This window comes from Pseudomonas serbica, from assembly GCF_028823535.1.
Taxonomy (GTDB): domain Bacteria; phylum Pseudomonadota; class Gammaproteobacteria; order Pseudomonadales; family Pseudomonadaceae; genus Aquipseudomonas; species Aquipseudomonas serbica.
The window spans coordinates 270,952-293,970 of the sequence record NZ_JAQIYM010000008.1; the positions used below are offsets into that span (position 1 = coordinate 270,952).

24 protein-coding genes are annotated in these 23,019 nt (G+C 63.1%); 4 read left to right on the plus strand and 20 right to left on the minus strand.

Annotated elements, in window-relative coordinates; translation table 11 throughout:
* Positions 1-7 precede the first annotated feature (7 nt).
* A complete protein-coding gene (locus tag NQL71_RS15330; protein WP_281431220.1) occupies positions 8-703 on the minus strand; it encodes a tRNA (adenine(22)-N(1))-methyltransferase in 696 nt (231 codons plus the stop codon).
* Between the two features lie 198 nt (positions 704-901).
* On the opposite strand from NQL71_RS15330, the gene NQL71_RS15335 reads away from it, so the two are divergent.
* The gene (locus NQL71_RS15335) at positions 902-1,201 is read left to right on the plus strand and encodes a hypothetical protein (protein WP_274642962.1); all 300 of its coding nucleotides are present in this window, start codon (positions 902-904) and stop codon (positions 1,199-1,201) included.
* A gap of 70 nt (positions 1,202-1,271) precedes the next feature.
* Here the strand turns inward: NQL71_RS15335 and NQL71_RS15340 are convergent, their stop codons facing one another.
* The 7 genes from NQL71_RS15340 to NQL71_RS15370 all read right to left on the minus strand — a co-directional run bounded on the left by NQL71_RS15340 (position 1,272) and on the right by NQL71_RS15370 (position 8,903).
* Positions 1,272-2,891 carry a mechanosensitive ion channel family protein gene (locus tag NQL71_RS15340; protein WP_166620405.1) on the minus strand — a complete coding sequence of 540 codons (1,620 nt, stop codon included), beginning with the start codon at positions 2,889-2,891 and terminating at the stop codon, positions 1,272-1,274.
* An 87-nt stretch (positions 2,892-2,978) separates the two neighbouring features.
* Complete coding sequence (locus tag NQL71_RS15345; RefSeq protein ID WP_274642963.1) at positions 2,979-3,995, minus strand: M14 family metallopeptidase; 1,017 nt, start codon at positions 3,993-3,995, stop codon at positions 2,979-2,981.
* A 15-nt stretch (positions 3,996-4,010) separates the two neighbouring features.
* Positions 4,011-4,985, minus strand: coding sequence for a DMT family transporter (locus NQL71_RS15350; protein ID WP_077183657.1), 975 nt, complete (start codon positions 4,983-4,985; stop codon positions 4,011-4,013).
* Complete coding sequence (locus NQL71_RS15355; RefSeq protein ID WP_077183659.1) at positions 4,982-5,680, minus strand: ABC transporter permease; 699 nt, start codon at positions 5,678-5,680, stop codon at positions 4,982-4,984. Before NQL71_RS15355 ends, NQL71_RS15350 begins: the two co-directional genes overlap by 4 nt.
* Positions 5,681-5,698: 18 nt before the next feature.
* Entirely contained in the window at positions 5,699-6,412 is a 714-nt protein-coding gene (locus tag NQL71_RS15360) for an ABC transporter permease (protein WP_046819153.1), read from the minus strand.
* Between the two features lie 128 nt (positions 6,413-6,540).
* Entirely contained in the window at positions 6,541-7,323 is a 783-nt protein-coding gene (locus NQL71_RS15365; protein WP_046819152.1) for a transporter substrate-binding domain-containing protein, read from the minus strand.
* Between the two features lie 26 nt (positions 7,324-7,349).
* Positions 7,350-8,903, minus strand: a complete 1,554-nt coding sequence (locus NQL71_RS15370) for an aminotransferase class I/II-fold pyridoxal phosphate-dependent enzyme (protein WP_274642964.1) — start codon at positions 8,901-8,903, stop codon at positions 7,350-7,352.
* A gap of 238 nt (positions 8,904-9,141) precedes the next feature.
* Here NQL71_RS15370 and NQL71_RS15375 point away from each other — a divergent pair, with 238 nt between their 5' ends.
* The 3 genes from NQL71_RS15375 to NQL71_RS15385 are packed head-to-tail and all read left to right on the plus strand — an operon-like array spanning position 9,142 to position 12,837.
* Positions 9,142-10,695, plus strand: a complete 1,554-nt coding sequence (locus NQL71_RS15375) for an efflux transporter outer membrane subunit (protein ID WP_077183661.1) — start codon at positions 9,142-9,144, stop codon at positions 10,693-10,695.
* Entirely contained in the window at positions 10,692-11,813 is a 1,122-nt protein-coding gene (locus NQL71_RS15380) for an HlyD family secretion protein (RefSeq protein ID WP_077183662.1), read from the plus strand. The genes NQL71_RS15375 and NQL71_RS15380 overlap by 4 nt, the downstream gene beginning before the upstream one ends.
* On the plus strand, positions 11,803-12,837 hold the full coding sequence (locus NQL71_RS15385) for a DUF2955 domain-containing protein (RefSeq protein WP_274642965.1): 1,035 nt from the start codon (positions 11,803-11,805) through the stop codon (positions 12,835-12,837). Before NQL71_RS15380 ends, NQL71_RS15385 begins: the two co-directional genes overlap by 11 nt.
* Here NQL71_RS15385 and NQL71_RS15390 read toward each other — a convergent pair whose 3' ends face one another.
* The 12 genes from NQL71_RS15390 to NQL71_RS15445 form a co-directional block, all read right to left on the minus strand.
* Positions 12,838-13,290 carry a YMGG-like glycine zipper-containing protein gene (locus NQL71_RS15390; RefSeq protein ID WP_077183664.1) on the minus strand — a complete coding sequence of 151 codons (453 nt, stop codon included), beginning with the start codon at positions 13,288-13,290 and terminating at the stop codon, positions 12,838-12,840.
* A 43-nt stretch (positions 13,291-13,333) separates the two neighbouring features.
* Entirely contained in the window at positions 13,334-13,681 is a 348-nt protein-coding gene (locus NQL71_RS15395) for a Rieske (2Fe-2S) protein (protein WP_166619634.1), read from the minus strand.
* A gap of 2 nt (positions 13,682-13,683) precedes the next feature.
* Complete coding sequence (locus NQL71_RS15400; protein ID WP_077183666.1) at positions 13,684-13,995, minus strand: YciI family protein; 312 nt, start codon at positions 13,993-13,995, stop codon at positions 13,684-13,686.
* 3 nt (positions 13,996-13,998) lie between these two features.
* A complete protein-coding gene (locus NQL71_RS15405; protein WP_274642966.1) occupies positions 13,999-14,871 on the minus strand; it encodes a dioxygenase family protein in 873 nt (290 codons plus the stop codon).
* A 38-nt stretch (positions 14,872-14,909) separates the two neighbouring features.
* Positions 14,910-15,977 (minus strand): maleylacetate reductase, encoded by a 1,068-nt coding sequence (locus NQL71_RS15410; protein ID WP_274642967.1) that lies wholly within the window; start codon positions 15,975-15,977, stop codon positions 14,910-14,912.
* Positions 15,978-15,985: 8 nt separating this feature from the next.
* Positions 15,986-17,449 carry an aldehyde dehydrogenase family protein gene (locus tag NQL71_RS15415; RefSeq protein WP_274642968.1) on the minus strand — a complete coding sequence of 488 codons (1,464 nt, stop codon included), beginning with the start codon at positions 17,447-17,449 and terminating at the stop codon, positions 15,986-15,988.
* A gap of 90 nt (positions 17,450-17,539) precedes the next feature.
* Positions 17,540-18,559 (minus strand): hydroxyquinol 1,2-dioxygenase, encoded by a 1,020-nt coding sequence (locus NQL71_RS15420; protein ID WP_077183669.1) that lies wholly within the window; start codon positions 18,557-18,559, stop codon positions 17,540-17,542.
* A gap of 45 nt (positions 18,560-18,604) precedes the next feature.
* Positions 18,605-19,099 carry a cupin domain-containing protein gene (locus tag NQL71_RS15425; RefSeq protein WP_077183670.1) on the minus strand — a complete coding sequence of 165 codons (495 nt, stop codon included), beginning with the start codon at positions 19,097-19,099 and terminating at the stop codon, positions 18,605-18,607.
* Between the two features lie 229 nt (positions 19,100-19,328).
* Positions 19,329-20,258 carry a LysR family transcriptional regulator gene (locus tag NQL71_RS15430; RefSeq protein ID WP_046819140.1) on the minus strand — a complete coding sequence of 310 codons (930 nt, stop codon included), beginning with the start codon at positions 20,256-20,258 and terminating at the stop codon, positions 19,329-19,331.
* Positions 20,259-20,322: 64 nt separating this feature from the next.
* Positions 20,323-20,784, minus strand: a complete 462-nt coding sequence (locus NQL71_RS15435; protein ID WP_274642969.1) for a nuclear transport factor 2 family protein — start codon at positions 20,782-20,784, stop codon at positions 20,323-20,325.
* 30 nt (positions 20,785-20,814) lie between these two features.
* Positions 20,815-21,210 carry a c-type cytochrome gene (locus NQL71_RS15440; protein ID WP_274642970.1) on the minus strand — a complete coding sequence of 132 codons (396 nt, stop codon included), beginning with the start codon at positions 21,208-21,210 and terminating at the stop codon, positions 20,815-20,817.
* Positions 21,211-21,246: 36 nt separating this feature from the next.
* Positions 21,247-22,974, minus strand: coding sequence for an FAD-dependent oxidoreductase (locus NQL71_RS15445; RefSeq protein WP_274642971.1), 1,728 nt, complete (start codon positions 22,972-22,974; stop codon positions 21,247-21,249).
* Between the last annotated feature and the right edge of the window lie 45 nt (positions 22,975-23,019).

A 23,019-nucleotide genomic window follows, 5' to 3' on the forward strand; every position in this document is an offset into this window, starting at 1 on the left:
GCGAGGCTCAAGCCAGCAGCTCGGTGATCCACCGGGTCTGCCGGGCAATCTCCTGCACCTTGTCCTCGGGCACCGCCTGCCGCGCCCGGGCGAAATGGCCCAGGGTCTTTTGCTTGAGGCGCAGCATTCGCTGCCACTTGACCAGGAACGCCGGGCTGCGGACCTGCATTTGCAGCGGGCCGAAGTACAGTTCCTCGGCGCTGTACACCACAGGTCCCGTTCGCTCGGCGACGATGATTTCGTAGTCGAAGCGATTTTCCCGCAGCACTTCCTCGCAAAGGATGCGGTAGCCATTGTCCATCAGCCATTGCCGAAGGGGCTGTTCCCCGCCGTTGGGTTGCAGGATCAGACGCTCCTGGCCGCTCAGGCGCGCCTTGCCGCTGTCGAGGATGTCGCGGATCGTCTCGCCGCCCATGCCGCAGAGGCTGATCGCCGTGATCCGGTCGTGCGGCTCGATCGCCGCCAGGCCGTCGGCCAGGCGCACCGTAATCCCTGGCGCCTGGCCGCTCTCGCGCACGGTGCGTTCGGCCGCTCGGAACGGCGTCAACGCCACCTCCCCGGCCACCGCCGCCGCGATGACGCCCCGGCGCATCAACGCCACCGGCAGGTAGCCGTGATCCGAGCCAATATCAGCCAGGCGCGCACCGGCGGGCACATGCGCCGCTACTCGCTCCAGGCGCATGGACAATGTCTGTTCGTTCAACTGCAGCCCCTTTTCACCGCGAACGTCCGGCGCCTTTGGCCGAATCGGGGGCGATTCTGTCGAGTAATGCCCTGCATTTCAAATTTATGCGACAAGGACACCATGGCAGTTGATCGGACGCACGCTCGCCAGGGCCCAGGCCGTCTAGACTGAACAGGCCAACACCGGTTGCCAGCCGCTAGATCCAGGGGAAACGGGATGACCACGATAACAGTGCGCCAATGCTCGACATGGGTCCTGCCCTCTCTTATCGCCATCAACCTGGTGCTGACAGCGGGATGTTCAGGCAAGCCCGCCACGGCCCGCTACTCGGCCTCGAACATGGGTTCAAGCTGCTATGCCAAGGCACTGCCCACTTCCGGCGAGGGCGGCCTCGCCTGGGGCAACACCTTGAGCATCGCGCGGCAGAAATCTTTGAATAATTGCATTCGCTACGCCGGCCGCTCGGGGGGTACGCCGAGTACCTGCCAGGTGGTGTTGTCGCAGTGCAGGCATTGATTTCTCCTGCAGGAGGAGCTTGCTCGCGATGGAGGTCAACGATGACGCACCGATCCTGCAGCGGCGCACCTCAGCGCTGCCCGTCTTTGTGCGCCGGGGCGGCATACCACTGGTCCCGGGGCACCCGCTTCTCAAACTCCGGGTCGCCCAGATAGTGCGGCGACATGATCTGCACCTCGTACTCGTTGAACACATCCTGGATGTTGGCGTGCAACATGCTCAACAACACCGCGCGCGGCCGTGGCTGGCTGGGGATGGCCTGGGCCACGAGGCGGTACTCGGGGTAGAAATCCGACAGGGCTGTCTGGAACACCTGCGCTGGCGGTTCCTCAAGAACACCGGGGGTGCGCCTGGCCGCTTCCAGGAGCATCGCTTCGACCTGTCGCCACGGCGTGTCGTAGCCAATGGTCACCACGGTATCGACCACGTAACCGGGGCCTTGAACGGTGCGCGAATAGTTCTTGGTGACGGTGGCGGTGATCATCGAATTGGGCAGCGTCAGCACTTCCCCAAGGCCGGTGCGGATGCGCGTGGTGAACATGCCCAGTTCAGTCACCGTGCCTTCATATTCGCCAATGCGCACGAATTCGCCGGGGCGCAAGGTGCGGGTATAGGTCAGGATCAAGCCGGCCGCCGCCTGCCCGACCACGCTGGTGGCGCCCAGGGAAATCATCAGGCCGATCAGCACCGACAAGCCCTTGAACGCATCGGTACCGGCGCCCGGCAGGTAGGGATAAGCCATGGCCAGGGCAAACAGCCAGATCGCCAGCGACGTCAGGCGCTGGGTCGGCTGCAAGGTTTCCTGGTTCAACCAGCTGAAGGTGCCGGGCATGGCCATGCGCCGCAGGATCCGCCGGGCAAACGCCGTGGTGCCCCGGGCAATGAAGAAAATCGCCAGGGCCACGCCGAGTCCCGGTATGGCGCCGACGATGCCCTCGAACAAGTAACCGGCGAGTTCCAGCAGGTAGTTGTTGAGGCTTTCGCCCCAGGGCCGGGTGTAGGGAAACCGCGACAGGACAAAACCCAACCACTCGTAGGTCAGCAACAACACGACCAGCCAGCGCAACACCGCCAGCAAACGGCTGACCAGCGGGTACAGGTAGTTGGCATCGATCACCTGCACCCGCCCGACTTTCAGGGCCTGGGTGTGCCGGTGCATCAGGTCCGGCAGTTTTTTCAGCAAGCGCCGGCGCAGGTAGGCCATGCCCCAGAGCAAGGCCAGATAGATACCGGTGGCCAGCGCTGCGCCCGCCAGTGACCGAAGAATCAGATGCAGGCTGCGCGCTTCCCCGGTTTCGGCCACCACCTGGCGCAATTTGTCGGCGGCACTTTCTGCCGCTTGCCTGACCGATTCGAACTCGCTGGCATCGACATCCTTGGGCGACACGATAAAGGCACGCTTGGCGCCCAGCAGCACCAGATAACTGTCCTGGATGGGATCGAGGGTGACCCGCAGTTCGTCCACGTCATCCAGCGCTTCGTTGATCGCTGTCCTGGCCCGTTTGACCCGGGTCTGCGGCGTTTCACCGAGCAGCGTGGCGCGAAACTCCATGATGCTGCGATTGGCGATTTTCAGTTCCGCCGGTGCCGGTTGCGGCTCCAGCGGTTTCGCCGCGTCTTCGGCCCATAGCAGCACCGACCAGCACATCGCGAACATGACCATCAATGGGGTAAGCAGCCTGTTCCGCATGCATCGTTTTCCTTACGTCACAAGGTTCTGGACAGGTTACGTATCGCAGCGTAGTCCAGCGATGAACGGTTGTCAGATATCGGCCAATCAGTTGGGGTCGAGCAAACCCCCGCTCCAGTTGCGCGACGGGCGGGTGCCGGTGAACTTCGCCACCCCCATGCCCTGGGAAATCAGGCGATCGCGATAACGAGTGACCAGGCGCCCGGTCTGCTCGGCATACAGCACCACTTCAGAGGAGGGATCGCCGGGGCGGCGCAGGATGCGCGCGAAACGCTGGCCTTGGTCGACCAGATCGCCCAGTTCCTTCTCGAAAATCAGCACCCCGGGCTGTGGCGCAAGGATGGTTTCCATGTGGCCCATCTCCACCGCCTCCACCAGCCAATCGACGGGTACCATCCCATCGTCGATGACCCCACAGGCGCAGAGCCAGGCGTACAGCCCCTGGGCATCCTGTTCGGCGAAACGGTCGCTGACGTCGCCCTGCCCGCGCAACTCCAGGGTCGCGGCCATGCGATGCGCGGTCGTGCCCTCGCGCAGCCAGGCCGCGATGATGGTTTCTTCGAAGGAGCCATCGTCGCCGTCATCCCAGATGATCGCCACGTCCATGCGCAGTGCCGCCGCCAGTGCCCGGCCGCGGGGCCAGAAACTGCGGTGCATATAAAGGTAGGGCAGCGCCTCATCGTCGGTGTGCAGGTCCAGCACCACATCCGCTGGCGCCGCCAATTGCACCAGTTTTTGTTGCCACGCCTGCACGGCGGTCGAAGGTCGCTCCATTGCCGCCGACTGATCGAAGCCACGGTTGAAGTTATGCCCAGTCGCATCGTGATAGCGCCCGAGGATCCGCCCCTGGCGAAACTGGCCGATGCCCAGCGGGTTGGCCTGCGGCACCACAGTGATACTGCCTTTGAGTCGGCCCTGGGATTGAGCGACTGCAAGGCGTTGCATCAACAGGTGCAGCACCAGCATGCCGGCGATTTCATCGGCATGCACCCCGGCCTGCAAGTGCACCTTGGGCCCATCCTGGGCGCCCTCGAAGCGCCAGGCGCCGACCTGTACCGGATCGCCATTGTTGTTGCTGACGTTGAACGAAATATCCTGCGCCACCCGCTTGTCCTCCTGTTATTGATCCGCGGCACCCGCGTGGCCACGATCGGGTTTGCTCTCGTCCCCTTCGGGATAAAGAGGCTGCGACACGGAGCATTCGGCGCCGACCACGTCCTGTTCCGGGTGACGACCGAAGATCATCGCCAGGGTGCCGCTGACCGCAATCAAGCCGGCGCCGATCATCAACGACACATCCATCAGCGTGCCCCAGATCAGGCTCGACAGCAGGAACGCCCAGATCAGCCCGGTGTACTCGAACGGCGCCAGCACGGTTGCAGTGGCGCGCTGGAAACTGGCGAACAGCAGGAACTGGCCGATGCCGCCCATCAGCCCGGCGCCGAGCATGCCCAGCCAGGCCGGAACGGGTGCCGGGGTGTGGGTCCAGGGCAATGCCAGCGCCATGCAAATGACAAACACTACATTGGTGATCAGCATCTGTTCCAGCACCGAGGTCTGCTCGTCCACCTGGCGCAACTGGATATAGGTGAAGGCCCAGCACATGGCGGCCAGCAGGGTCAGTACGATCGGCAACGGATCGGCCATGTCGCTGGGGCGACAGGCAATCACCACGCCGATGAAACCGACGATCAGGGTGAACCACTGCCAGCCGTTGACGCGTTCCTTGAGAATCGCCGTTGCCAGTACCGTGACCATGATCGGTGCCGAGAAATACAGGGTGGTCATCTCCGCCAGGGTCAGGTCGCGGGCTGCCGTGTAGTACAGCAGCCACGCCGCGATCGACAGCAGGCCGCGCACCACCAGCAGCCGCCGACTGGACGAGCGCCAGGCGCGACGCACCAGTTGCAGGCGGCCGATCAGCAAACAGGCGAGCACCACCACCAGGGCGCGCCAGAACAGGATGGTGAACACCGAATAATCGGCCACCAGCCACTTGATGCCGGCATCCTGCAAGGACAGGAACGCATAGCCCAGGGTGCACAGGCCAATGCCTTGCAAGGAGCGGTCAACCAATGGCCTGTTGTTCATCATGCAGACCTGCGCACCGGGGTGCCACGGCGTTCGGCGAAGGCGAACAGCGCCTCGATCAGGAACGTCAGGCACACGTAGACACCGGCCACCAGCAGCAACGGCTCGTACACTTGCAGGGTTTGCGCGCGCACCACGTTGGCCGCGCCCAACAGGTCGATCACCGCGATGGTCGAGGCCAGGGCCGTGGATTTGAGCAGCATCACGGTTTCCCCGGCCAGGGTCGGCAACAGAAGGCGTAGCGCCCGGGGCAATCGCACCCGCAACAGGGCCTGGCGCGGGGTCATGCCAAACGCCGATGCCGCTTCCATTTCACCTTTGGGCACCGCCAACAGGCCGCCACGGATCACTTCGCCGACATAGGCCCCCACCGACACCACCAGGGCGAACACGATGTACCAGTAGCCGTCACGCAGGTACGGCCAGAGGAAGCTGCCGCGAATCAGCGGGAACTGCGCAAACAGACTGCCCAGGCCGTAGTAGAAAATGTAGATCTGGATCAGCAAGGGGGTACCGCGGGTGACGCTGGTGTAGAACAGGCTGACCTTGGCGATGACCTTATTCTTCGAGATGCGCGCCAGTGCCACCAGCACCGCCAGGACAAAACCGAACACACTGGCAATCACCAGGATCGCAAGGGTCGTCTGCAGCCCCCGGAGTAACAGCGATGCGTATTCAACTATCCACGCTGGAATCATTTCGTTCTCTCTGCCGGTTCAGTCAGCAAGGGGCATCCAGCGACGAATGCGTCGCTCGAGCCGGCCCGACAGGTAGTTGGACGCCAGGGTCACCGCGTAATACAGCGCCGCGGCCGTGAGGTAGAACAACAGGTAATGACGCGTCGAGCCCGCCCCTTGCCGGGCGGTGTACAGCAGTTCGTTGGTGCCGACCACGCTGATCAGCGCGCTGTCCTTGATCAGGTTGATCCACAGGTTGGCCATCCCCGCCATCGCATACGGCGCCATGATCGGCAGCGTGACGCGGCGGAACAGGCCGAAACCGTGCAGGCCGAAGGCTTTCGCCGCTTCGATCTGGCCGAAGGGAATAGCCTGGATCGCCGCCCGGAAAATCTCCGAGGCGTACGCGCCCTGCACCAGGCCCAGCACCACGATCGCCGCCAGCGGACCGCTGACGTTCACCGCGTCGTAACCCAGGGTTGCCATCAGCGAGTTGAGCAACATGGAGCCGACGTAGTACAGCAACAGGATCAGCAGCAGCTCCGGCACCGCGCGAAACAGGGTGGTGTAGCCGCGAGCCAGCGCCGCGACCGGTCTTGGCCCGCCCAACTTGAGGCAGGCCACCACCAGGCCGATGCCCAGCCCGACCACGAAGGCCCCGGCGGAAATCTGCAGGGTCATCAAGAGCCCTTTCAGCAACGCCGTGCCCCATCCTTGCTCGCTGAAATTGATCAAATCGAACATTGCTGGCATTTCACACTCCATCAACGACCATGAAAAAACTGCCAAACCCTTGTAGGAGCTGGCTTGCCAGCGAAGCTTCTGGCGGCCTCAAGGGCCCCTTCGCCGGCAAGCCGGCTCCTACAGGATTTGTGCCGGGGTCAGAACGCCGGCTTCACGCTGGTCCCGAAGTAGCTCTGGGACAGCTCGTCATAGTCCTTGCTCGCCAGCAGTTCCTGGATCGCCTTGTCGAGCTTGGCCTTGAGCTCGGTATCGTCCTTGCGCAGCCCGGCGCCTACGCCCTTGCCGAAGATCGGGTCGTAGGGAACGGTGCCGAGGTAGGCCAGGTCCTTGGCATCGGGGGTCTTGACGAAGGCCGCCATGGCGGTGCCGTCGGCCATCATCAGGTCGAGGCGGCCAGCAATCAGGTCGGCGTTGGCCGAGTCCTGGGTGTCGTAGTACTTCACGTCAGCGATTTTTTCGTAGTAGGTCTTCAGGTAGCTGGCGCTGACCGTGGAGTTCTGCACGCCGATGGTCTTCCCCTTGAGGTCATCCGGGTATTTTTTCACCGAAGTGTCCTTGGGCCCGACCACGGCGATCGCCGAGTCGTAGTACGCCTTGCTGAAGGCAATCTGTTTTTCCCGCTCCTGGGTCACCGACATCGAGGAAAAAATCACGTCGATCTTCTTTGCCAGCAACGACGGAATGATCCCGTCCCAGGCCACTTCCTTGATCTCGCACTCGGCTTTCATTTCGCTGCACAGCTTGTGGATCAGGTCCACTTCAAAGCCTTTCCATTCGCCGTTGGCCTGTTTCTCGGTGTACGGCGGATAGGGTTCGGCCGCGACCGCGAAGCGGATCGGCTGCGCTTGGGCCGCGCTCATGCCAGCCAGCAATACGCAGGCTGCGCCGGTCAACCAGTGTGCAAAACGTCGATTTCCCATGTTGTTTTCCCGTCTTTTTATTGGTGTTAGCGAGTTTGATGAGCGTTGACGAATTGCCGGCAACGCTCGCTGCGTGGGTGTACGAACACTTCGTCCGGCGAACCGGTTTCCTCGATCAGGCCTTGATGCAAGAAAGCGACCTTGGATGAGACATCGCGGGCGAAGGCCATTTCATGGGTCACCAGGATCATGGTCCGGCCTTCTTCGGCGAGAGAGCGGATCACCCGCAGCACTTCCCCGACCAGCTCCGGGTCGAGTGCCGAGGTGGGTTCATCGAACAGCATGACCTTGGGCCGCATGGCCAATGCCCGGGCGATGGCCACCCGTTGTTGCTGTCCCCCGGAGAGAAACGCCGGGTATTCGTTGCGCTTGGCCGCAAGGCCCACCCGTTCGAGCAAGGCTTCGGCACGTTCGGTGGCCTCCGCTTTGCTCTCGCGAAGGACTTGGGTCGGCGCTTCGATCAGGTTTTCCAGCACCGTGCGATGGGGCCAGAGGTTGAAGTTCTGGAACACCATGCCCAGGCTCGAGCGGATGCGCACCAGTTGTTTGGCGTCGGCTACCAGCGGTGCGCCGGGGCGGGTGTGGTTCAGGTGAATGCTTTCGCCGTCTACAAGGATGCGTCCCTGGTCCGGCACCTCGAGCATGTTGATGCAGCGCAGCAAGGTGCTTTTGCCCGAGCCGCTGGCGCCGATCAGCGAGATCACCTCGCCTTCGCGGGCCGTCAGGGACACGCCCTTGAGCACCTCGATGTTGCCGAAGCGTTTGTGCAGGCGATCGACTTCGATCATGGTTCGCGCGCTGACCGGCTCCCTGACCGGTTCGCTCGACACACGGCTGATCACAGGCTTGGGTGCTGGTGCTTTCAACGCCTGGACAAAATCGCGGGTACGCTGGGAGGTCTTGGCCAACAGCAGGGATTGGGCATGCGCGACCAGGTCAGGATCAGCGACGATCCAAGCCATGGGCCAGTCGGCCATCGGCTGGGATTTCGCCAGGCTACCGATCACCATGCAACGCTCGGCCATGCCCGGCACTGCCAAGAGACCCAGGTGCGGGTGCTCCAGCGTCAGGTCGTCATGGGCCTCGTCGATCACCACCCGCAACTCATGGGCGATGGCGAGTGTGGCGATGGTTTTCAATGCTTCAACGTTGCGCTTCGGGCCGGACAGGAAAATCGCCCGCGTGCGCGGGGTCATTGCCTTGGCCAGTGCTGCGCCATCTGCCGAGACCACCGGCACCAGCGTGGCGCCGCAGGCCTTGAGCGACGCCTCGCTAGTTGGGTGCATCGAATCGAGGACGATCATCTCGTCGCCTGCAGCGAGCAGGCACATCGACGCGACGAACAAGGCATCCTGTGCCCCGGCCAGCGTGATCACGTTCGCGGCGTTCAGTTCACGGTCCAGCAGTTTGCCGTAGTGCTCGGCAAGTGCCTCGCGCAAGGCCAGTCGTTCGGTCGATTCGCGGTTGTGGGTGTCACCTTCAGCTGGCACATCAAGATCGGCGTCGGTGATGAAATCGGCGGCGGGAAAATCCGCGGTGCCGACATGGGGCGTCCGCTCAACAAAGGGTGAAAACCGCATGCCAGTGCCTCGTTCAATATGAAGAAACGCAAGCCCGCAACCAGCCGGGGGAGTAGGTGGAACGAACATAGTCCAAGCTGAACACTCGTTCAACAGAAAACTGTCGAAGGTTCGCGTTCAGCGTAAACAGGTCGTTTTTGCGACAGTCACGACGTTTTTGCGATTCGGCCAGCCAGGCCATGCAGAAGGCATCCGGACGTCTATGCTGCTGTAATGTCCTTTGGTTGGAAAACGCCCAATGCAATCAGGTACATCCACACGGATGCGGTATTGCCGACTACTGGTGTTAGGCGTAGCGGCCCTCGGCGGTTGCGTTCGGCTGGGTCCGGACTTCCAGCCGCCCGCCGAGCCGTGGGTCGACCGCTGGAACACCCCGGCCCTTGAACACGCCAGCCAACGTGCGCAATACCCGGATATCCGCCAGTGGTGGCAGATCTTCGCCGACCCGGTGCTCGACCGTTTGATTGCCGAATCGGACGCGCACAACTCCAGCTTGAAGATCGCCGGCCTGCGCGTGATGGAAGCCCGCGCGCAGTTGGGCATCGCCGAAAGCGGGCGCTACCCGCAGCTGCAACAGGTCACCGCAGACAGCGTTTACATCGATCGTCATCAATCCGGCGGCGACAACCCGGTGGACAGCCACTTGTGGCAGCACAGCGCGGGGTTCGATGTCGGGTGGGAACTGGACTTCTGGGGGCGCTTCAGCCGTGCCATCGAGGCCGCCGATGCCAGCTATTTCGCGTCTGAAGCCAACTACGACGACGTGCTGGTCCTGCTGCGGGCGCAAGTCGCCGACAGCTATTTTTTCCTGCGCACCACCGAGGCACGCCTGCGCGTGGCCAATGCCAACGCCAAGCAGCAATATCGCAACTATGAGATCACCGAAAAACTGTTCAACAGCGGCCAGACCGCCGAACTCGATCTGCAACAAGCCAAGACCCAATACCTGGGCACGTTGAGCACCATCCCCCTTCTGGAAGATCAGCTCTATCGCACCCGCAATGCGTTGGCTGTGCTGATCGGCCAGCCACCCGGTGCGCTGCCACTGGTGGTCGACAATACCCAGTTGATCCCGCTGGTCGATCGTGCCGTCCTGCAGGATGTCCCGGCCAACCTGCTGCTGCGCCGCCCGGATGTGCGCGCCGCGGAGCTGAATGTGGCGGCGCAGGGGGCGCTGGTCGGGGTGGCCGAAACCGATTACTACCCGGCCCTGACGTTGCTGGGCAGCATCGTCTGGTCCACCGACTCCTTGAGCGGAACCTCGCGCAGCCTCGACCTGATTGGTGGGCCGAGCCTGCGCTGGAACGTGTTCGACTATGGCCGCATCAGCAATAACGTGCGCGTGCAGGATGCGCGTTTGCAGCAATTGATCGAAGCCTATCGCGACAAGGTGCGCCAGGCCGCGCGCGAGGCGGATGACGCCGCCAACGGTCTGACCCGTTCCCTGCAACGCGAACGCATCCTGCGCGAGGCCGAAAGCGCCGCGCAACGCTCGCTGGCCCTGGCCAACACGCTGTACCGCGAAGGGTATTCGGACTTCCAGCGGGTGCTGGATGCCCAGCGCGCGCTGCTCGAACTCCAGGACAATTACCTGGTCAGCCGTGGCGATGCGGTGAGCAATGTGATTGCCCTGTACAAGGCGTTGGGCGGCGGTTGGTACAGCGACCAGCCCAAGGTCGATTCCGCCACGCGCCAGCAAATGGAACAACGCACTGACTGGGGCGACCTGCTCAAAGACCCGACCGCTGAGCAGCCCGCCTCCCCCTTGCCCACTCAGGTGAAAAAACCATGACTGAAGCCGCGCCCTCCCCCCAGCCAGCGCAGCCTGCCGCCGACCCTGCAAAAAAAGGCATCAAGTGGGTGTTACTGCTGATCGTTTTCAGCCTGGCCTGGTATTTGTTGGCTGATCGTTTCACGCCATACACCCAACAAGCGCGGGTAGGTGCGTTCGTGATTCCAGTGGCGGCGGAAGTGGCGGGCCGGGTAATCCGCGTCAACGTGCGCAATAACCAGGACGTGAAGGCCGGTGAGGTGATTTTCGAGGTCGACCCGCAGCCCTACCAGATCGCCGTTGACCGGGCACGAGCCGACCTGGAATCGACCCGCCGACAGATCGGCGCCAGCACCGCCGGTATCGCCTCGGCGCAAGCCAGTCTGCGCGCGGCACAAGCCAACGAGCTCAAGGCGAAGCAGGATAACCAGCGGCTGGAAGGCTTGTACCGTGAAGACCCCGGGACCGTTTCCGTGCGCTTGCTGGAGGTTTCCCGCGCCAGCCGCGACGCGGCCACCAGCCAGGTCGCCGCGGCCCGCGCCGAAGTCCAGCGCGCGAAGGAACAGGAAGGCGGCAAAGAGGAAGACAACGCCCTGCTGCGCAGTGCCGCCACCGCCCTGTCGAAAGCCGAACTGGATCTGTCCAACACGCAGATTCGCGCCCGTTCGGCCGGGTTGATCACCGACCTGCGCACCGACGTCGGCCAATTTGCCGCGGCCGGTAACCCGGTCATGACCCTGATCGCGATCCACGATGTCTGGATCAGCGCCGACATGACCGAGAACAACCTCGCCCTGGTCAGGCCCGAGACCCCGGTGTCCATTGCCCTCGATGCGTTGCCCGGCGAAGTCTTCCAGGGCCGGGTGCGCAGCGTCGGCTACGGCGTCAGCGTCGGCACTCCGGCTGCGCCCGGCAGCCTGCCCACGGTGCAGAACAGCCGCGACTGGCTGCGCCCGGCCCAGCGTTTTCCGGTGATCATCGAGTTCTCGGCCGAATCCCTGTCGATGCTCAAGGACAACCGCGCCATCCGTTCCGGTGGCCAGGCTGAAGTCATGGCCTTCCCTGCCGAAGGCAACGTACTGAACCCGCTGGGCCGGTTGTTCCTGTGGCTGATGAGCTGGCTGTCGTATGCCTACTAAACGCACGCCGAGGGTGCAGCGCGCGCTGCGCCTGGCCAGTGGCACGGCACTGTGCCTGGCGGTGAGTTTTGGCCTGGGGATGCCCATCCCGTTTCTGGCGCCGGTGCTGGGGGCATTGCTCTTGGTCAGCATCAATCGTCCGCTGCCCTTCAAGGCCACCCTGGTGCTGGCACTGACCGCCATGCTGACCACCGGCATCGGCCTGCTGTTGATCCCGCTGCTGCGTTACTACGCGCTCAGCGGCGTGCTGCTGATCGGGCTGTGCCTGCTGATGGTCTTTCGCTACGGCCAACGTGGCGGCAACAACTTGGTAGTCACCTTCCTGGTGATCGGCCTGACCATGATCCCCGCCGCCGGGGTTGCCGACTTCGGCCTGGCGGCAACCGTGATCAAGGCGTTGACCAGTGGCCTGCTCCTGGCGGTGCTGATCGGCCGGGTCAGTCACTGGCTATTCCCCGAACCCGCCGATGCCCCGCCACCCCCGCCCGCCCCGACGTTGTCGGCGAGTGATGTCGATCGGGTGGCTCTACGGGCAACCTTGATCGTGATGCCAACGTTTTTACTGGCCCTGATCGACCCCGCCAGCTACATGCCCATCGTGCTCAAGGCCGTAAGCCTGGGCCAGCAGAGCTCCACCACCAACGCCCGCGACGCCGCCCGCGAGCTGATTGGCTCGACCTTGCTCGGCGGCCTGTTGGCGATTGCGTTCTGGAGCGCGCTGACGGTCTTTGTGCACCTGTGGATGTTCTTCCTGTGGATGCTGCTGTTCGCCCTGATCCTGGCGCGCAAGCTCTATGGCCTGAGCCCGGGCCGGTTGAGTCCCGGCTTCTGGCTCAACACTTTGGTCACCCTGATTATCCTGCTGGGGCAATCGGTGCAGGACAGCCTGGCAGGCAAGGACGTCTACACCGCGTTTGCGGTGAGGATGGGGCTGTTCATCGCCGTGACGTTGTATGCCTGCCTGATGGTGTATTTGCTCGATCAGCGGCAAAACGCCAGCCTCGCACCTACTGGTCCATCATGATCAAGGATTAACCTGATACCCCTTGCCCTGCAGGCAACTGGTATAGGCCGTCGAAGTGGTCGCGGCGTTGGTCTTCTCCTGCTCACGGCGATCCTGGCGCTGGCGCGAGCCGCCGACCACGACACCGGCCGCGGCCGTTTCCTTGGCGCGGTCCTGCCGGTAGTCCTGCTTCCTGTCGTCATCGACATTGTCATAGAACTCGTCATGCTGACGCCCGCGCACCTGGGCCCCGGCCGCACCGGCCGCAGCCCCCACGGCGGCGCCCTTGACCCGCCCACCCGAGGGTGTCGAGGTGGTCGAGGCACTGCTGGCGGCAATGCTGTTGCATTCGTTGATATCCAGTTGAGTCTGTTGCGAAGTCTGGCCCTTCAGCGGTACTACCGTCTGGGCCCAGCCCTGGGCGCTAAACAACGACAATGCGAGGCACAGGCCGATGGGTGACAACCTTTTCATGATGATCTCCTGATGGGCGTAATTCACCCTCAAAGAGTGTAGTTCAGCCCTCCTCGCCTACCTCGATGACCAGACGGTCGTCGATCCAGCGCACCGGCACAGCCTCCAGCCTCGCGCCTTTACAGGGGCCATCGATGCAGTGCCCGTCATCGAAACGAAACATCGCACTGTGATGCGCGCACATCAGCACCTGGCCGCGATAGGTGCAGAATTCCTGGGGGTGATAGTCCAGCGGAACCGAAAAATGCGGACAGCGGTTGATGTACACCCACACCTGCTCGCCCTGGCGCACCGCAACCAGGCCGGCGGGATGCAACTGTTGATGCTGCGGCAGGCCCAGGGCGCCGCCGTCGGCGATGTCTTCGCGTTGGCACAAGGTGATGAGGGTCATGGTCAGCCACGCAGTTCCGGGTTGCCGAGGCTCCAGTGCCAGGGGCGTATCTGGATGCTCGAGAACAGCCCGGCCTGGACGTAGGGATCGTCCTCGATGAAGGCTTCTACTTCCGCCAGGCTGCCGGCTTCGATGACCAGCAGCGTGCCGTTCATCGCCGCGCCGGCGTCATCGAGGGTTGGGCCACCCAGGCGTACCACCACCCGGTGGGTATCGGTTGCCCGCAGATGCGCCTGGTGGCTGGGCCGCAGGCGCTGGCGCAAGGCCTGGGACTGCGGGTGGTCGGTGGCGAATACCGCAAAGAACTGGCCCATGGTTCACCCGGCTTCCATGACGAATTCGTAACACGCCCGCTTGAATGGCAACGGCATGCCCAGCCGAGCGGACACTTCATCGTGAGCGGCGCGGTCTTCATAGATCACCTGCAACGATTGCTTCACACCGAACACCGCGTCGGACCCCAGGTACGGATCGTCGTGATTGAACAGGTGGGTCACCAGTTTGCGGAGCCCCGGCACTTCGATCATGAAATGCAGGTGCGCCGGCCGCCAGGCATGCCGGTTGGCGGCGTCGAGCATGCGTCCCACCGGGCCATCGGTGGGGATCGGGTAGGCCACCGGGACAATCGTGCGGATCGCAAAGCAACCGTCGGCGTCGGTGCGATAACGACCGCGCAGGTTGCCGAACGGCTGTTCTGTGTCCTGGCCCGAATACATGCCGTTTTCGGCGGTCTGCCAGACGTCCAGCACCGCGCCGGCCAAGGCATTGCCCTGGGTATCGACCACCCGTCCGCGCACCAGCGCCGTCTCGCCCGGGGTGAAGGCCATGTTCTCGCCGAACGCGCGCTCGGGCATGCCTTCGATATAGAACGGCCCGAACACCGTGGTTTCGGTGGCGGTTGCGCTGTGACGATGGTTGATCGCGTCGACCAGCATCGACACGCCCAGGGTGTCCGAGAGCAGGATGAACTCCTGGCGTACCAGGCCATCGCACGTGTGGCCGGTGTCGGTCAGGAAGCGGATGCCTTCGAGCCACTCCTGTTCGGTCAACTCAACCTCACTGACGAAAGCGTGCAGGTGCCGGACCAGGCTTTGCATGATCTGTTTGTAGCGCGCATCCGGCGCATCGGTGAAGCTGTTCACCGCCTGCTCGGAGATGAGCTTTTCGATGGTTTTGTCTTGATCGGTCATTGTTCTTGTTCCGACATGGGCTGGCTGCGCTGCTCGGGTCAGGCTGGCGCCTGGCCGTTCAAGGCGCGGGTCAGCAAAGCTTCGATCGGGCCTTGTTCAAACAGCCGTGGATTGTAATAAGGGCTGGCACAGGCGATTTTTGCCGCCTCGGCCGGCCCGTTTGGCGGCAGGCCGATGTCCGCCAGGGCCAATGGAATACCCAGCTTCTGGTTGAGTGCATACAACAATGGGCCCACCTCGCTGGCCTGGCTACCACCCAAGGCGCGTGCGGCGCGTTGCAACGGCTCGGCGGCGGCTTCGCGGTTGTAATGCGCGGCATGGGGCAACACGATGGCGTGGGCCTGGGCGTGGGGCAGATTGAAGGTGCCGCCCAGGGTGTGGCAAAGCTTGTGGTGCAAGGCCATGCCCACCGAGCCCAGGCAAATGCCCGCCAGCCACGCGCCGTACAACGCCTGGCTGCGAGCCTGCGCATCGTTGGGGTCATTGACCACCCCCGGCAAGGCCTGGGCCAGCGAGCGAATCGATTCCTCGGCCATGAAGCCGATGATCGGGTTGGCGTCCTCGGCGTACAGCGCTTCCACCGCATGGGCCATGGCGTTCATGCCCGAACAGGCGGAGATCTGCGCCGGCAGGGTCAAGGTCAATTGCGGGTCGTAGATGACGGTTTTCGGCAACACCCGTGGATCACGCCCGGTTTTCTTCAGGCGATTTTCGGTCAGCCCGTAGATCGGCGTCATCTCGGAGCCGGCGTAAGTGGTCGGCACCGCCACGATCGGCAACCCCGACTCCATGGCAATCGCCTTGCCCAGGCCAATGGTCGAACCACCGCCGATAGCCACGCAGCAATCGGCATCCAGGTGCGCCGCTTCGACGCGCGCCGCTTGTGCCACTTCCAGCGGCACATGCATCACCGCGTGCGGGTACACGCCTGCGGCGCGATCGCCGAGCAACGCCGCGACGCGTTCGCCCAGGCCGTGTTGTTCCGGGGTGGTGAGGATCAGCGCCCGGCGAGCGCCCAGACGCTCGATTTCTTCGGCCAGTGCCGAGAGCTTGCCCCAGCCGAACACCACGCGGGTCGGCAGGCTTTGGTAGACAAAAGGATTCATGGCCGGCCTCAGCGCTTGAAATGTGGCGCGATTGTCGCGTCGACGTTGACCCAAACCGAGCGTGCTTCGGTGTAGTCGTGGATCGCTTCGAAACCCATTTCCCGGCCATAACCGGATTGACCGACGCCGCCGAACGGGCTGCCCGGACTGACGCGTTTGTAGCAGTTGATCCAGCACATGCCGGCATGGATGGCGTCGGCCATTTTGTGCGCCCGGCTCAGGTTCTGCGTCCATAGGCCGCTGCCCAGGCCGTACTCGGTGCTGTTGGCGATGGCCAGCGCTTCTTCGTCGGTGCGAAAGCGCACGACGGTGACGAAGGGACCGAAGACTTCTTCCTGGCAGACCCGGTCACCCGGCTTGGCCTCGACCACGGTGGGTTCGACATAAAAACCCCTGGCCAGCGCCGGGTCGTCGGGTGCCTTGCCGCCGGCGAGGACCTTGCCGCCCTGCTCGATGGCGATGTCGATGTAGGCCAGGACGCGGTCGCGGTGCAGGGCCGAGGTCAGCGGGCCCATCTCGGTTTGCGGGTCCATCGGGTCACCGAGGCGGATCGATTTGGCCAGGGCGATGAAACGTTCGAGGAACTGCTCGGCAATGTCTTCATGCAGAATCAGCCGCGAGCCGGCAATGCACGCCTGACCCTGGTTGTGGAAGATCGCCCAGGCAGCGCCGTTGACCGCCGCTTCCAGGTTGGCGTCCTCAAACACGATGTTCGCCCCTTTGCCACCCAGCTCCAACTGGATGCGCTTGAGGTTGCCTTTCGAGGCTTCGACAATCCGCCGGCCGGTGGCGGTCGAGCCGGTAAAGGCAATCTTGCTGACGTCGAGGTGTTCCGCCAGCGCCTGGCCCGCGGTATGGCCGTAGCCCGGCACCACGTTGACCACGCCCTTGGGGAAGCCGACTTCGGTCATCAGCTCGACAATGCGCAAGGTCGACAGCGGGGTGATTTCCGAGGGCTTGATGACGACGGTGTTCCCTGCTGCCAGGGCCGGGCCCATTTTCCAGCTGGTGAACATCAGCGGGAAATTCCACGGCACGATCTGCCCGACCACACCGATCGGCTTGCGCTGCACGTAATTGAGGAAGCCGGCTTCAACAGGGATCACCGCGCCTTCGATCTTGTCGGCCATGCCGCCGAAATAGCGGAAACAGGCGGCGGTGCGCGGGACATCGAGGCCACGGGAGTCGCGGATCGGGTGCCCGGTGTCGAGGGATTCGAGCTGCGCCAGTTCTTCGCTGCATTCTTCAATCTTGTCCGCCAGCTTGAGTAACAGGCGTCCGCGCTCGGCAGCACCCAGCGCCGACCAGGCCGGAAACGCCCGTTTGGCGGCGGCCACCGCGAGGTCAACGTCGGCGGCTTCGGCGGCGGCGATGCGGGTGATCAATGAGCCGTCGTGGGGCGACACGACGTCGATGGTGCCGCCGGCGAGCGCGTCGACGAAGCGGCCATCGATATAGAGCTGATTTTGCATAATGGTTTCCTCGCACCGCGCCTTAGGCGCAGTGTCTGACTGGATGGCTGAGTGCGTGGCCCGGCGCGATGCCGGGCCACGCACGAGGGCTTAGAATTCGATCGGGTACGGCGTGAGCTCGCCGCTTTCATAGCGTTGCGGCAGGTTCGGCGTGGCGTTTTCCCAGACCAACAGCATCGAGCGCTTGGTCGAATAGCCCTGGTGGCGAATGTCGGCGGGCATGGCGCAGATGTCGCCGGCACGCATGGTGATACGCGCACGGGGGTTGCCGTCGTCCTTGTCGCCGACATCCCAGATGATCTCGTCCGACAGCTGCAGGAACCACTCGATGCGGTCATTGCCATGGAACACCGGCAGGATGAATTCTTCGGTGGTCGGGCAGAACAGGCTGGCCTTGCACACCGAGGTCACCGACGGGTTCCAGGTCACGTCGGAGCGCGACAGGTACTTGTGCAGGTTGAAGGCATGCAACTGGCCTTCGAAACCTTCCGCCGCGTGGATCTCCGGCTCGTCCTGGGGCACATCGATGAACTGGCGGTTGACCGGCAGATCGTTGCGCAGCGGCGAATCGTCCGGCAGGCCGGGCATGCGCTTGGTGGCGATGCGAAAGCGCTCGATGGCTTCGATGTTGTTGCCGTTCTTGCGACCGAAGGCGCTGCCGGTTTCTTCAGGGGCGGCAAAGGGGTCGAAAGTGGCGTTGGTCCAGTCGCGCAGGATCGCCTTGAACGTCGCCATGATCAGCGGCGTTTCGAAGTTTTCCGTGTAGTTGACGCCTGCCGCCTTTAGCGTGCCATTGAAGGTGCCAGCGTACAGGTCGACCTTGCCGTAGTAGTTGCGGGTGCCGATGACGTGGTCGAAGTTGACCCAACCGTAGAAAAAGCCCCAGGCCACGTCGCGCATCAAGGCCCGCAGGAACGCATCCACCGGAATCAAGTGCGAACGGGTCTGGCCTTTGGCGGGCCAGGTGATACGGGCAAAATACTCGTCGCGCGACAGTTCGAACGCGCCAAGTTTGAAGGCGCGATAGCCGGTCACGGGATGGGCAGCACCGGCCTGGACGTCTTCATCGGCAAACAGTGGAGTTGGGACAGTGGTTTCAAGCATGGCCATGGCGGGGTTCCTCTTGTTTTTGTGGGCGGGGGACGGCTGGGCAGATCACTTCAGGCAGATGTCGGCCCACTTCTCGACCGACAACGGGCCCTTGATCGTCTGCTGCAGGATCACGCCCGGGCGACTGGCTTCGAAGCGATAGGCCGTGCCCACTGGCAGCAGGCACTGGTGGCCGCGCTTGAGCAGGACGTAACCCATGGGTTTGCCCGCCGGCACGTCACCGGCCAGTTGCGTGCCCTCGCCTGCCATCAATGGCGCATCGAGCTTGAGGAAATCCACCCGCACTTCACCGTCCATGACGATGGCGAACTCGTCGTGCGCGGCCGTGTACCAGGGCGACTGGCCTTCGGCGCGCAGGGTTTCGATGACGTAGCCGAGGTTGAGGCCCACCACGACTTTTTCATAAGGCCGGGATTGTTCGGCCACCTCGAACACGTTGGAAAACGCGTAGTGACTGGCCTGGCCGCTGATGATCTCGACCGAGCCCTTGGTGTAGTTCTCCAACGAGCCGAAGACCGTTTCGATTGCCGCGCTACTCATGGTTTTCACCGTTTTGTTGTTGTAGTAACAGTGGGGCAACAGTACGTCTGTGCCCTTGCTGGAACAATTAGAGAGTCGGCGACAACAGTGTTCGCGAAACGCAAACACCGGGGTCACTGCAATCTTTGTAGGAGCGAGCCTGCTCGCGAAGCAGGTCAGCCAACATTCCCGTCGAATGAAAAAACCCATTCGCGAGCAGGCTCGCTGCCACAGGTTTTTGTGTGTTGACTCAGCGCACCCAGCCGCGCTCGAGCAAGGGCTTGTCCCAGCATGGCTCATCGCCAAAGTTTTCCACCAGGAAGTCGATCAACGTACGGACTTTCAAGGCCCGGCGCTGGGTGGCGGGATACACCGCGGAGAAATTGAAGGAAGACAACGCGTACTCGGGCAACACTGGAATCAACCGGCCGCTGAGCAGGTCGTCACTGGCCACCAGCGTCGGCAGGCAGACAATGCACACGCCCGTCTGCGCGTAATCGCGCAGCAGATGCACAGAGTTTGAGCGCACCTGACCGGGCAGGCTCAGTTCCACCTGCTCCTCTTCGCCGTTGAACAGCCAGCGGTTGCGCGACGGATAGCCCTCATACAGGGCGATCTTGTGTTGCAGCAATTGCTGGGGATGGGTCGGCACGCCGAACTCGCTGGCGTAATCGGGGGACATGCAGAACAGCCGGCGGACGCTGAACAATTTGCGTTCGATCAGGGTTTCCGCCATCGGCGGGAACATCTGGAACGCCACATCAAAGCCTTCCTCGATCGGGTCCACCACCCGGTCATTGACGATGACGTCCACCTCAATGTCCGGGTACAGCCGCGTGAACTCGGCCAGCATGCGGCCGAAATGGCCGATGGCAAACCCGGGCAGCATCTGCACCCGCAGCTTGCCGGTGGGTTTGGCGCGCAGTTCGCGCATGTGTTCGGTCAACGAGTTGAAACTCGCGACCATGTCCGCGCATTCCTTGTAGTACGTCTCTCCGACCTCGGAGAGCCGTACATGGCGGGTGCTGCGATGGAACAGCGGCGCATTGATGAACTGCTCCAGCTGCTGGATGCGGTGGGTGATGACCGAGCGGGTCACGCCCAGTTGCTGGGCCGCCCTGGCGAAGTTGCCGGTTTCGGCAACCCGCACGAAGGCTTCGACACTGAGTAAACGATCCATGGGGCAGGTTCCTGGGGAGTGCCATTCATTGTAGAACCTGTAGGAACCGGCTTGCTGGCGATGATCAGCGATTGAGCCAGGGATAACGCGCTGTGTCCTGGCTGCCATAATCAGGGTCCAGGTAGATGAAGCAGCGCTGGATCTTGAAATCACGGATCTCGAACACATCGGCCCAGTAGCCCGCGCCCGCCGCTGTCGGCACGCCCGCACGCCAATGGCCATCGACGTGTTCACCATAACTGGTGCCTTCGCAGACCAGCGTGTCGGTGCCGGTGAGAATCCAGTTGAAGTGTGCGTAGTCGTGGGTGATCGACTTCAAGCGGCTGCCCAGATCCCCGAACATTTGGCCGATCTGGTCCCGCCCGGTGGCCAGTCCCCACTTGGGAAACAGAACCTGGGCATCCTCGGCGAACAGCTCGAGAATGCTCCCGCCGGTGGAGGTAACGCCGCCGTTGTCGAAGGCCTTGAGGTATTCCAGGGCGACCGATTTGCGTTGTTCGTCGGTCATTGTCAGGGTGCTGATCATGGTTGTCTCCGCGGTACTTTAGGGTGGCTGTCAGTGCAGCGACTTGATGTAGATGATGATCTTCTGCCGCTTGGCCGGGTCGTCCTGGGAATAGACCATGGCACTGCCCGGCGCCACGCTCTGGGCATCGGTCAGCCAGGCGTCGAGCGTTTGCTCATCCCAGACCTTGCCGGACATGGCTTTGGTATACCCATCGCTGTAGGTGAAGTTGCTCTCGCTGGCTGCCTTGCGCCCCAGCAGCCCGAACAGGTTCGGCCCCTGCCCTGGCGGTCCGCCCTTGTCGAAGGTGTGGCAGACCGCGCAGTGGTTGGTCGCCAGTTTCTGTGCCGCTGCCAGGTCATCGGCCAAAGCGCTGCCGATGAGGCCAAGGCCTGCCGCCAACACCCATAGCGCCGGGGCTCGCAGGAAAAAGTTGAAGTGCGTCATATCGTCGTTCTCATGCAGTCGAGGGTTAAGCCGTCATCAGCTGCGGCTCGGTTCCTTGTGCGCCTGGTTTGCCGCGCGATAGGCAAAGGCGATGATCGGTCCCAGCGTCGAGCCACCGGCCCAGTAGGCGCGACCGGAAGCCGACGCCACGCAGTTGCCGACGCCATACAAACCCGGGATCGGTGCATTGGCGTTGTTCAAGATTTGGCCGACCGAGTTGGTTTTCGGCCCGCCCTTGGTGTCGAGGTTGCCGCCGGTGATCAACGCCGCGTAGTAAGGACCTTTCGCGGCCAGCGGATACATCGTCAGGTTGCCGCTGCGGTCGGGTTTGACCGGGCCGGTGAACACGCCCTGGATCACCAGCTCGCCGCGATGGAAATCGAGGTCCTTGCCCGTCTTCGCCAACTCGTTGAAACGCTTGAGCGTGGCTTTCAGGTTCAGGTTGAAATCCGCGCTGAGCTTCATCCCGCCAATATCGGCGGCGTGCTTATCCAGACGTTCGGCGATGTTCTTCGCCAGCTCTTCCAGGGTTTCGCCCTTGACCACATGGCGGTCGTTACCGCCCTTGGGCACGATCGGCGAGCCGTATTCGTCGCTGCTGCAGAAGTCCTGGGCGCGCTGGTCCCAGATCGAGAACATCACCAGGTTCGGGTATTCGGCCTTGTCGCCGTCCCACTGGAAGAAGGTCGGGACCAGTTCGTTGTAGACGGTCTTTTCGTTGACGACGCGCTTGCCGTACTTGTTCACCATCAGCATCGAATCGCCGTTCATGGTGAAGATGCCGGACATCGAACCGTCCTTGGCCAGGGCTTTTTCCAGCAGGATCGGACACGACCAGGCGTAGTTCATGTTGCGCAACTGCACCCCCAGCTCACTGGAGATGCGGATGAAATCACCTTCGTTGGTCAGCGCCGCGCAACCGCCGTAGACCGGGGCGTTGAGGAAGTTGCGGCGCAGCTCCGCATCGTGGGTGAAACCGCCCGTGGCGAAGATCACCGCCTTGCGCGCCTTGACCCGCTGCAGCGTGCCCTCTTCGGTTTCGACTTCGACACCGACCGCTTCACCTTTACCGTTGAGGATCACTTTCACTACCCGTTCGCCGGTTCGGATTTGCACACCGTCGCGCTTGGCGGCAGCGGTCAGCGTACGAATCGCCACGCGACCGCCGTCCGACATGCTTGGCCGGGCCTCCTTGGGCACCAGCACCCGGCCTTTCTTGGCCTTGTCTTCGGGCAACTCGGCCCAATAGTCCGGCACGTCCGGGCAATGGCGGTATGGCAACGCGTCGCGTTCGGCCAGCAGTTCGGCTGCTGGCGAAGCGCTCTCGTAGATGGCTTCGCACATCTCGTATTCCCAATCCGACAGACCGAGTTTGGGCAACGAGGCGTCGTAGGATTGCGGGCGAGTCAGACGCGCGACATAACGCAGGTAGTCGGCTTTATCGTCGACGATGCCCGCGTCACGCATCGGCTTGTTGTTCGGCACCCAGTACCAGAACGCCGCTTTCGCCGCGGTGCCGCCGGGGCTGCCGGCCTTTTCCAGAATGACCACATCGTTGCCCAGCCAGCGCGAGAACAACGCGGTCGGCAAACCGCTGCCGCCACCACCGACCACGACGATGTCGTGTTCCCGGTCAAAGGGCAGTTCGTCGCTGGCCATGGCCCGTGCCGCGACGCCGGACAAGGCGGCGACAGCCGTACCGGCGGCGCCGGCCTTGATGAAGTTGCGGCGCGACAGTGCAAGTTTTTGCTGTTCTTCGTTCAATTTTTATTCTCCGGATTGAGTAGCGGCGACACAGGCCAGTCAGCG